The organism is Microbacterium sp. FG3, assembly GCF_057809335.1.
Window position 1 is genome coordinate 1 of record NZ_JBMDJT010000058.1, and the last position, 8,786, is coordinate 8,786.

10 protein-coding genes are annotated in these 8,786 nt (G+C 77.1%); 1 reads left to right on the top strand and 9 read right to left on the bottom strand.

Translation table 11 applies throughout. The features are described from left to right. From ACODR5_RS13210 to ACODR5_RS13235, 6 genes are all read right to left on the bottom strand, one after another. Positions 1–795: bifunctional heptose 7-phosphate kinase/heptose 1-phosphate adenyltransferase (locus ACODR5_RS13210; RefSeq protein ID WP_488983891.1), on the bottom strand; the 795-nt coding region annotated here is incomplete at its 3' end. Then, complete coding sequence (locus ACODR5_RS13215; protein WP_460818313.1) at positions 792–1,472, bottom strand: D-sedoheptulose-7-phosphate isomerase; 681 nt, start codon at positions 1,470–1,472, stop codon at positions 792–794. The genes ACODR5_RS13215 and ACODR5_RS13210, both read right to left, overlap by 4 nt. Next, positions 1,469–2,734 (bottom strand): glycosyltransferase, encoded by a 1,266-nt coding sequence (locus ACODR5_RS13220; protein WP_460818315.1) that lies wholly within the window; start codon positions 2,732–2,734, stop codon positions 1,469–1,471. Before ACODR5_RS13220 ends, ACODR5_RS13215 begins: the two co-directional genes overlap by 4 nt. Further along, positions 2,731–3,753, bottom strand: coding sequence for a glycosyltransferase (locus ACODR5_RS13225; protein ID WP_460818316.1), 1,023 nt, complete (start codon positions 3,751–3,753; stop codon positions 2,731–2,733). Before ACODR5_RS13225 ends, ACODR5_RS13220 begins: the two co-directional genes overlap by 4 nt. Continuing rightward, positions 3,750–4,808: a glycosyltransferase family 9 protein gene (locus ACODR5_RS13230; protein ID WP_460818318.1), complete on the bottom strand. Its 1,059-nt coding sequence runs from the start codon at positions 4,806–4,808 to the stop codon at positions 3,750–3,752. Before ACODR5_RS13230 ends, ACODR5_RS13225 begins: the two co-directional genes overlap by 4 nt. Then, positions 4,805–5,368 carry a D-glycero-alpha-D-manno-heptose-1,7-bisphosphate 7-phosphatase gene (locus ACODR5_RS13235; RefSeq protein ID WP_460818320.1) on the bottom strand — a complete coding sequence of 188 codons (564 nt, stop codon included), beginning with the start codon at positions 5,366–5,368 and terminating at the stop codon, positions 4,805–4,807. The genes ACODR5_RS13230 and ACODR5_RS13235 overlap by 4 nt, the downstream gene beginning before the upstream one ends. A gap of 85 nt (positions 5,369–5,453) precedes the next feature. Here ACODR5_RS13235 and ACODR5_RS13240 point away from each other — a divergent pair, with 85 nt between their 5' ends. Further along, a complete protein-coding gene (locus ACODR5_RS13240; RefSeq protein WP_460818321.1) occupies positions 5,454–6,524 on the top strand; it encodes a glycosyltransferase family 9 protein in 1,071 nt (356 codons plus the stop codon). A gap of 4 nt (positions 6,525–6,528) precedes the next feature. Here ACODR5_RS13240 and ACODR5_RS13245 read toward each other — a convergent pair whose 3' ends face one another. From ACODR5_RS13245 to ACODR5_RS13255, 3 genes are all read right to left on the bottom strand, one after another. After that, positions 6,529–7,284, bottom strand: a complete 756-nt coding sequence (locus ACODR5_RS13245) for a sigma-70 family RNA polymerase sigma factor (protein ID WP_460818323.1) — start codon at positions 7,282–7,284, stop codon at positions 6,529–6,531. Between the two features lie 90 nt (positions 7,285–7,374). Continuing rightward, on the bottom strand, positions 7,375–8,229 hold the full coding sequence (locus tag ACODR5_RS13250; RefSeq protein WP_460818325.1) for a glycosyltransferase family 2 protein: 855 nt from the start codon (positions 8,227–8,229) through the stop codon (positions 7,375–7,377). Continuing rightward, positions 8,230–8,424 carry a DUF2795 domain-containing protein gene (locus ACODR5_RS13255; RefSeq protein WP_460818326.1) on the bottom strand — a complete coding sequence of 65 codons (195 nt, stop codon included), beginning with the start codon at positions 8,422–8,424 and terminating at the stop codon, positions 8,230–8,232. Positions 8,425–8,786: the final 362 nt, after the last annotated feature.

Here is an 8,786-nt window from a genome sequence, read left to right on the forward strand (position 1 = left end):
GGCCAGCGCGGCGCTCAGGCGGTCGCCGGCGCCGCACGGGTCGGCCGCCGCCACCGGCACGGCGGGCACGACGTGCGGCGCGGCCGCACCGGCGGCGAGCAGCGCGCCGCGCTCGCCGAGGGTGACGAGCACCGCCCGCACGCCCCAGCGCTCGGCCAGGCAGGCTGCCGCGGCGGCGGCCCCCGCGATCCCCGTCCCGGTCTCGCCGGAGGCCGACCGCGCCTCCGCGAGATTCGGCGTCACGACCGCTGCCGAGGGGACCGGATCGGTGCCGCGCGGGTGGGGATCCCACACGAGCGGCACGCGCCGCCCGGCGCGCTCGAGGGCCGCGCGCAGGCGCGGATCGGCCGTCACGCCGCGGCCGTAGTCGGCCACGACGACGGCATCGACGTCGTCGAGCGCCGCCAGCATGTCGTCCGTGGCGGCCGGGGAGGGCGGCGCGTCGCAGTCGTCGTCGATCCGCACGATCGCGTGACCGGCGGCCCGCACCCGCGTCTTCACCGGCGTCGGCGCGCCCGAGGCCGCCGCGACGACCTCGATGCGCCCGCCGCGACCGCGTGGTCGGGCCAGCAGCGCCCGCAGCTCGCCGGCGCGGTCGTCGTCGCCGAGCGCCGTGACGAGCCGCACGTCCGCGCCGTCCCGCGCGAGCAGCGCCGCCACGAGGCCCGCGCCGCCCGGCCGCGGCGCGGTCTCGCTCACGGCCACCACGGGCACGGGCGCGTCCGGGCTCAGCCGCTCGGCGCTGCCCGACACGTCCACATCCAGCAGGGTGTCGCCCACAACCGCGATCCTCATGCGCCCGCTCCCCTCGCCGGCTGCGCGGGCGCGGCGGCGCGGGGGAGGGCCGCGTCGTGCGCGCGCACGTGATGGTCGAACACGCGGCACAGCAGGTGCAGGGCCACCAGCTGCGCCTCCTGCACGCCCGCCGCGGGCGCGTCGAGCGCGATGTGCGCGTCGCTCGCGTCGCACAGCGGGTTGGGGCCGCGGCCGGTGAGGGCCCACGCCTCCGCGCCGATCTCGCCCGCCGCGCGCGCCGCGCGCACGAGGTTGGGGCTGCGGCCGCTCGTCGACATCAGCACGAGCACGTCGCCGGGGCGGGCGTGCGCGCGCACCTGCCGCGCGAACACCTCGTCGTACCCGTAGTCGTTGCCGATCGCCGTGACGCTCGAGGTGTCGGCGTGCAGCGCGATCGCCGAGAACGGGCGCCGCTCGCCGTCGAAGCGCCCGACGATCTCGGCCGTGAGGTGCTGGGCCTCGGCGGCCGAGCCGCCGTTGCCCGCTGCGAGCAGGCGCTGCCCGCGCAGCAGGCGCGCGGCCAGCTCGGCGCCCCACTCGGCGACGGCCGGCACCTGCCCGCGCAGCGACGACATGGCCGCCGCGTGGTCGTCGAGGTGGGCGCGCAGTGTGGCCGAGAGGATGTCGTCGGCCCGCCGCAGCGGGGCGCCGAGGGAGGCGATGCGAGGGCTCGTCATGCGCGTCCACCTCCCATCGCCCGCCGGGCCGGCGCCGGCTCGGCGGCGGCGTTCGAGGCGGCCAGGCCCCGGTACACGCGCTCGGTGTCGGCGGCGACCTTCGCCCACGTGTACCGGCTGTGCGCGCGGGCCACGCCGGCCCGCCCCAGCTCGGCCCGCAGCTCCGGATCGTCGCGCAGCGTCTCGATCGCGCCGGCGATCGCGTCCGGATCGCGCGGCGGCACGTGCAGCCCGGTGCGGCCGTGCACGACGGTGTCGATGAGGCCGCCCACGGCCGCGGCGATCACGGGGACCCCCACCGCCATCGCCTCGAGCGGCACGATCCCGAACGGCTCGTACCAGGGCGCGCACACGACGACGTCGGCCGAGCGCAGCGCGGCCGGCAGCTCGGCGTGCGGCACCTGGCCGCGGAACTCCACGAGGTGCTCCACGCCCTCCGCCCTCGCGCGCTCGCGCAGGCGCTGCACATCCGGGTCCTGCATTACCTCGTCCGGTCCGCGCGAGCCGCCGATGACGACCAGCTCCACCTCGTCGCGCCCCGCCGCCGCCAGCCGGGCGAGCGCCGTGATGGTCGATCCCACGCCCTTGCGCGGCACCAGCCGGCCCACCGTCATGATCCGGAAGCGGCGGCCCCGCGCCTCGGCCGGCCCGTCGGGCGCGAACAGGCCGGTGTCGACGCCGCACGGCACCACCGCGATGCGGTTCGACGGCACGCCGAGCGGGATGAGCTCGAACGCCTCGTCCGAGCACGTCGCGATCACCGTGTCGGCCCGGTGGCCCACGCCCGGCTCGAGCGTCTCGCGCTCGGGAGGGCTCGTGTCCTCGGCTCCCTGATGGCGGCGCTTGACGTTGCCGAGGGCGTGGAAGGTGTGGGCGACGGGCGGGCGCGCCGGCCCGAGCCGGTCGGCCGCCTCCAGCGCCGCCACGCCCGACATCCAGAAGTGGCTGTGCACGACGTCGGGGACCTCGCGTCGCCAGTGCGCGGCCAGCACCCGGCCGAAGTCGCCCATGAACGGCAGCAGCTCGTCCTTCGGCACGGGCGAGGGCGGGCCCGCGTCCACGTGCACGACCTCGACGCCGGGGCGCATCCGCACGCGCTCCGGCAGCGACGGATCGTCGCGCCGCGTGTACACGGTCACGTCGTGCCCGCGCTCGGCGAGGGCGGCCGACAGCGCGGCGACGTGCACGTTCTGGCCGCCCGCGTCGACGCCTCCCAGCGTCGCGAGCGGGCTGGCGTGCTCGGAGACCATCGAGATCCTCATCGCATGCTCCTTCCGGCATGGGGGAGGGCCGTCGCGCCGGTGCGGCGCGAGTGGTTCTCGACGACGTCCGCGAGGACGTCGTCCCACCGGCGCAGGAACGCCGGCAGGCCGTGGTGCGCGAGCGCGTGGCGTCGCGCGCGGCGCCCGTGCTCGACGGCGAGCGCGGGATCCGCGACGTAGTCGGCGATCGCGCGGGCGAGTCGCTCGAGGTCGTTCGTCACGATGCCGGCCTCGGGCGGGACGGCGGCGGGCGCCTCGGTCGCCGCCAGCGCGACGACGGGCATGCCGAGGTGCATCGCCTCCAGCAGCGACAGCCCCAGCGAGGTCCAGCGGAACGGGTGCACGTACACGCGGCGCCGCGCCAGCTCGGCGTGCAGCCGGGCCGTCGGCAGGTCGCCGGCCGGCGAGACCTCGGGCGCCCGTCCCGGCCCCGCGACTGCCGCGAGCGCCGCGGGGAGTCCCTCTGCGCCCATCCCGAACACGTCCAGCGGGGCCGGCTCGGCCAGGCGCGGCAGCAGATCGGTGCCCGTCACGCGCCACCGCCGCACGGGCTCGTTGATGACGGCGGCCGACCGCGGCAGCTCCCCCGTGTACAGCGGCCCCGGATCGGGCACGCCGTGCTCGACGACGAACGTGCGAGCGCGCCCGGTGTCCCAGAACACGCGGTTGAAGTGCGTCACGTGCACGATCGGGATGCCCGCGTCGGCGAGCGGATGGACGGTGCCCGTCGCGTCGGGCTTGGGCGTGTTGTGCTCGAGGAACAGCGCGGCCACATCGCGCCCCGGCTCGCGCCCGGTGAGCGCGCGCACGGCGTCCCACTCCTCCGTGCGCTGCAGCACGACGACGTCGATGTGCTCGTCCCGCAGCCGATCGGCCGCGACCTCGCGCGCCCGCGGCCAGTCGCGCCCCGCGGTCCCGTGCCAGCCCCGGGCGTCGTCGCGCGGCAGGAGGTACTCGTGCGATCCGCGCACGAAGGCGTCGGCGTATCCGCCGTGTGCGTGCCAGAACAGCACCCTCATGCCGGCACCTCCTCGCTCGGCGCGACCGCGCCGGCGCCGGCGAGCCGCTCGCACGCCGCCACGACATCGGCCGGCTCCACCGACGTCAGGCACGGGTGGCCGGGAACGGGGCACTCGCGCGCCCGGGTGTCGCGGCAGGCGGCGCGCTGGTCGCCCAGCAGCGCGTGCGGCACGCCGTACGGCGCCCACCGGACGGCCGGCACGACGGGCGAGAAGAGGCTCGCGACGGGGGTGCCGACGGCGGCGGCCACGTGCGCGGGACCCGTGTTGCCCGTGACGACGACGCGGGCGTGGGCGAGGATGCCGGCGAGCGCGGCGAGCGGCGTCGCCCCGCCGAGATCGAGGCCGTCGTCTCCGGCGACGAACGCCGTGAGCGCGCGCTCGTCCGGTCCGCCCGTCACGGCGACGTCCCACCCGCGCTGCCGCAGCAGGCGCACGGTCTCGCGATGCCGCTCGGCGGGCCAGCGCCTGGCCGAGGCCGAGGCGCCGGGGTGCACGACGGCCAGGCGCTCGCTCGCCGCGACCTCCGGGGGCGGCGCGGCGACCCCGCGCAGGCGCAGGCGGCCGTCGTCGCCCGGGGGCAGCGCGAAGCCGGCCGCCGCGGCGATCGCGAGGGCGCGCTCCGGCTCCGGCAGGTCCTCCGGGAGATCCTCGCCCGGGCGCAGGCGCACATCGAGCAGCGAGCCGGCGAAGTCGACCGAGGCGCCGGCGATCCGCCCGACGCCCGCCAGCCGCAGCGACAGCGCGAGCGGCAGGGGCGACTGGTGGAACGACGTGAGGATGACCGCGACGTCGGGGCGCGCCTCGGCCAGCAGCGCCTCCAGCGCGCGCATGCGCTCGGGCGTGGCGGGCGGGGCCGAGGCGGTGATCCACGGGCAGTCCCACACGAGCACCCGGTCGACGCCCGGCAGGTGGCGCGCGGCCTCGGCGCCGATCGTGCTGCAGAGCATCCAGACCTCGTCCACGCCGGGCGCCGCCGCGACCGCGCGCACGGCCGGCCCCGACAGCAGCACGTCGCCGAGGCTGTCGAGCCGTGCCACGAGCGCCCGCGTCATGCGCCCCTCCCTCCGGCGAGCGGCACGACGGCCTCCTCCAGCGCGGCCCGGACGGCGGCGTCGAGATCGGGCGCCACCCGCGGCGCCGCCGCGACCTCCTCGGCACGCGTGACGGGCGTGGGCACGAGGACGGATCGCGCCCCGGCCGCCTCGGCGGCGCGCACGTCCGCGCCGATGTCGCCGATCACGACCGCCTGCGTGGGGGCGACCCCCAGCCGCGCGCACGCCTCGAGCACGAGGCCCGGTGCCGGCTTGCGGCACGCGCAGCCGTCCTCGGGACCGTGCGGGCACCAGCACCACGCGTCGAACGGGCCGAGCAGCGCGTCGACGCGCGCGTTCACGGCCTCCACCTGCGCGGGGGTGAGGAGCCCGCGCGCGACGCCCGACTGGTTCGAGACCACGCCGATCCGCACCCCCGCCGCGCGCGCCCGCGCGACGGCCGCGCCCGCCCACGGCATGAGCCGCACGCGCGCGGGATCGCCGTTGTACGGCACGTCCTCGACGAGCGTGCCGTCCCGGTCGAACAGCAGCGCGCGGACGCGGGTGCGATCGATGGCCATATCAGAGCACTTCCCACTTCTCCTCGGCGGCAAACGTCTCTTCTCGGGGCTGGGCAGGCGCGGCCGGGCCTGCGATGCTGGGGCGATGCGCGAGCTGGGTCCTCCCGACGGACATCCGGAGCTGCTCGCCCTGCGGGCGCTGAAGCTGGGCGACCTGCTCGTCGCGGTCCCCGCGATCCACGGGCTGCGCCGCGCCTTCCCCCGGCACCGGCTCGTGCTCGCGGTGCCGGGCTGGCTCTCGCCCGTCGTCGAGCTGATCGGCGGCGTCGACGCGCTGCTGCCGACGCCGGGGCTCGACGAGCCGCTGCCGCTCGAGCCCGGCCGGATCGACGTGGCGGTGAACCTGCACGGCAGCGGCCCCGAGAGCCGTTGGCTCGTCGACGCGCTCGGCGCGCGGCTGCGGATGGCGCACCGCGTGGACGGGATCGATGCGGCCGCGCCCGCGACCGCCGTGGCCGAGACCGGAATGCCCGTCCGGGCGCTGCCCGACCCCGCGCTGCCCGACACGGCGCGGCCCGATACGGCGCGGCCGGACACGGCGCTGCCCGACCAGGCGCTGCCCGGCTGGCGCGACGACCTGCACGAGCGCCGCCGCTGGGTGCGGCTCGTGGGCGCCTACGGCGTGGCCGCCGATCCCGACGACGTCGCCCTGCGCCCGGCGCCGCCGGCCGCGGGGCTCGAGGGCGCCACCGTGCTGCACGTCGGCGCGGCGTACGGATCGCGCCTGTGGCCGGTGGATCGCTTCGCGGCGGTCGCCCGCGCGCTGGCGGACGGCGGGCACCGGGTGGTCTTCACCGGCTCGGCGGCGGAGCGCGAGCGGGCCCTCGCCGTGGCCGATGCCGCGGGGCTGGGCGCCGCGGCGGTGCGGGCGGGCGAGCTCGACCTCGCGCGCTTCGCCGGCGTGATCGAGCGCGCCCGTCTCGTCATCTCGGCCGACACCGGCGCGGCGCACCTGGCCTCGGCCTACGGCACGCCGTCGGTCGTGCTGTTCGGGCCGGCCGCCCCGGAGCACTGGGGCCCGCCGCCCGGTCCGCACGTCGTCCTCACCGCCGCGCACCTGCGCCGGGGCGATCCGTTCGCCGCCGATCCGGATCCGGCGATCCTCGGCGTCACGGTCGACGACGTGCTGGCGGCCGCCGGGCGCATCGCGCCGTAGCGGATCACGCGGCGTGACGGCGCGCCGGAGGCGGGCCGTGCTGGATGTGATCGCGCATCGCCGCGAGCGTGCGCGAGAGGATGCGCGAGACCTGGATCTGCGTCACGCCGAGCTCGCCGGCGATGTCGCTCTGCGTGCGCTCCTCGAAGAACCGCAGCTGCACGACCCGGCGGTCCCGCGGCGCGAGCGCACGCATCGCCTCGTGGACGACGGCCGCCGATTCCGCCCGCTCGATCTCATCGCGATGCGAGGGCAGCAGCTGCCCCATCGTCAGGTCGCGATCGGCGCCGACGGGCACGTCGAGCGACGCGGGCTGCAGGTGATCCCCGCACGCGAGGGCCTCGCGCACCTCCGCGCGCGACTCGCCGAGGTCCGCGCACAGCTCACTCGCGGTGGGCTCGCGCCCGAAGCTCTGCGCGAGACGAGGCGAGGCCTCGGAGATCCGGGCCCGCAGCTCCTGCACGCGCCGGGGCGGCCGCACGAACCACCCCGCGTCGCGCAGGTGGCGCTTGATCTCGCCCGCGATGGTCGGGGCCGCGAACGCAGCGAAGTCGCTGCCGCGCTCGGGATCGAAGCGCCGCGATGCCTTCACGAGCCCGATGTACGCCACCTGCACGAGGTCCTCGTCGCGCGAGACGCTGTGGCGGAAGTACCGCCGGGCCACGGCGCGGGCGAGCTCCATGTGGGTGAGGACCAGCGCGTCGGGGGTCGTCTCGGGAGCGGTCCCGTCGGATGCCTCGCCGTGCTGGATGGACGTCATGCTTCGAGGATCGAAGCGTCGCCGCCTCGTGGTGAGGGGCTTGAAACGCGCGGAGAAGCGGGCGATCATGACGCGCGATGCGCGCCGGCGTCAGACGCTCGCGACGTCGAACGCGTCGACGGGGCGGTGCGGGATGGTCGTGGGTGCCTCGAGATGGACCGCGCCGCTGGGCAGCAGACCCGCACCGCCGCGCCGACGCATCACGCGCCACTGGGCCAGCACGTCCTCGCCCGCGTGCGCGGCGTCGAGCTCGCGCCAGAAGCCGAAGCCGCCGGCCTCCAGGAGGGCGTCGCGACGGAAGAGCACGCAGCCGCCGATCCACGCGATCTTGTAGGCGAGCCAGCCGCGCTCGGGCAGATCGACGTCGCGGGCCAGGTGCGCGGGATTGGCCGCGTTGTGCAGCCGCCAGCGCTCGAACTCCGGCGCGCCCCGCCGCACGCGCTCCGGGCGCACGGGGCCGGCCCATGGCTCGAAGGCCTCGCGCTCGGCCGGCCGGTCGTCGTCGAGGTACGACAGTCCCTGCACCGCCATGCCCACGAAGCCGCAGTCGAGCTCGCGCAGCGCCTCGTGCATCCGCTGCAGCTGCCCGGGCTCCAGCCAGACGTCGTCGTCGAGGAACAGCACCGCCTCGGCCGACGACCGGTCCAGCAGGAACTGCCGCTGCTCGGCCATGCCGCGACGCGGCAGGTGGCGATGCACCTGCACCTCGCCGCCCTGTGCCTGCAGCACGCGCCGCATCGCGGCCACGGCGGCGTGCGAGGGGGCGTCGTCGTCCGACTGATCGCTCACGATCACGCGGAACGGTGGGTCGTCCTGTGCCGCGAGGCCCGCGAGGGTGACGGCGAGCTCGGCCACGCGGCCGGCGGTGGGGATCAGGACGTCGACGAGGGGTGCGGCCGGCGCGGCGGGCGTGGCCCACGCGCCGGCCGCGCGGCGCGAGGCCACTCAGCCGCCCGAGACGGCGCTGCTGACGGCGGCGGGGGCGTCGAACGAGTCCTCGCCGGCCGACTCGAGCGCCGAGACGAGATCGTCGGGGGCGCCGTTCTCCCGCGCGCGGGCGACGAGATCCTCCTTGCGCGCCGGGTAGTCGACGCCGCCGAGGTACTTCTGCAGCTCGATGGGCGTGGGGTTGTCGGCCATGATCGCTCCTCTCGTGATCGGACGCGGCCATGCTAGGAAGCCGATGGTCCCCAGGCGCGGGGGTTGACACCGGGCCGCGGCGGGCTCGGCGACGCCGCCTGCGCAGGCCCGTCGCCGACGGCCCGCGCGGCGGGCGACACGCCCGGGATGATGCACCGGTTTGCCCCACCCGCCGCATCGGCGTAATGTTTCATCTGTCGCCGCCAAGCGGTGAGGTTGAGCCGAGAGGCTCCCATCCCAAGTAGGCGACACAAACCCCGACGAAGATCCTCGCAAGAGGGTGACGAGTCGTGGTGCGAATGCCCCGGAGGGCTGCAGGGGGACCTGCAGGGCTGGGTGCGTCCGATCCTTGAGAACTCAAC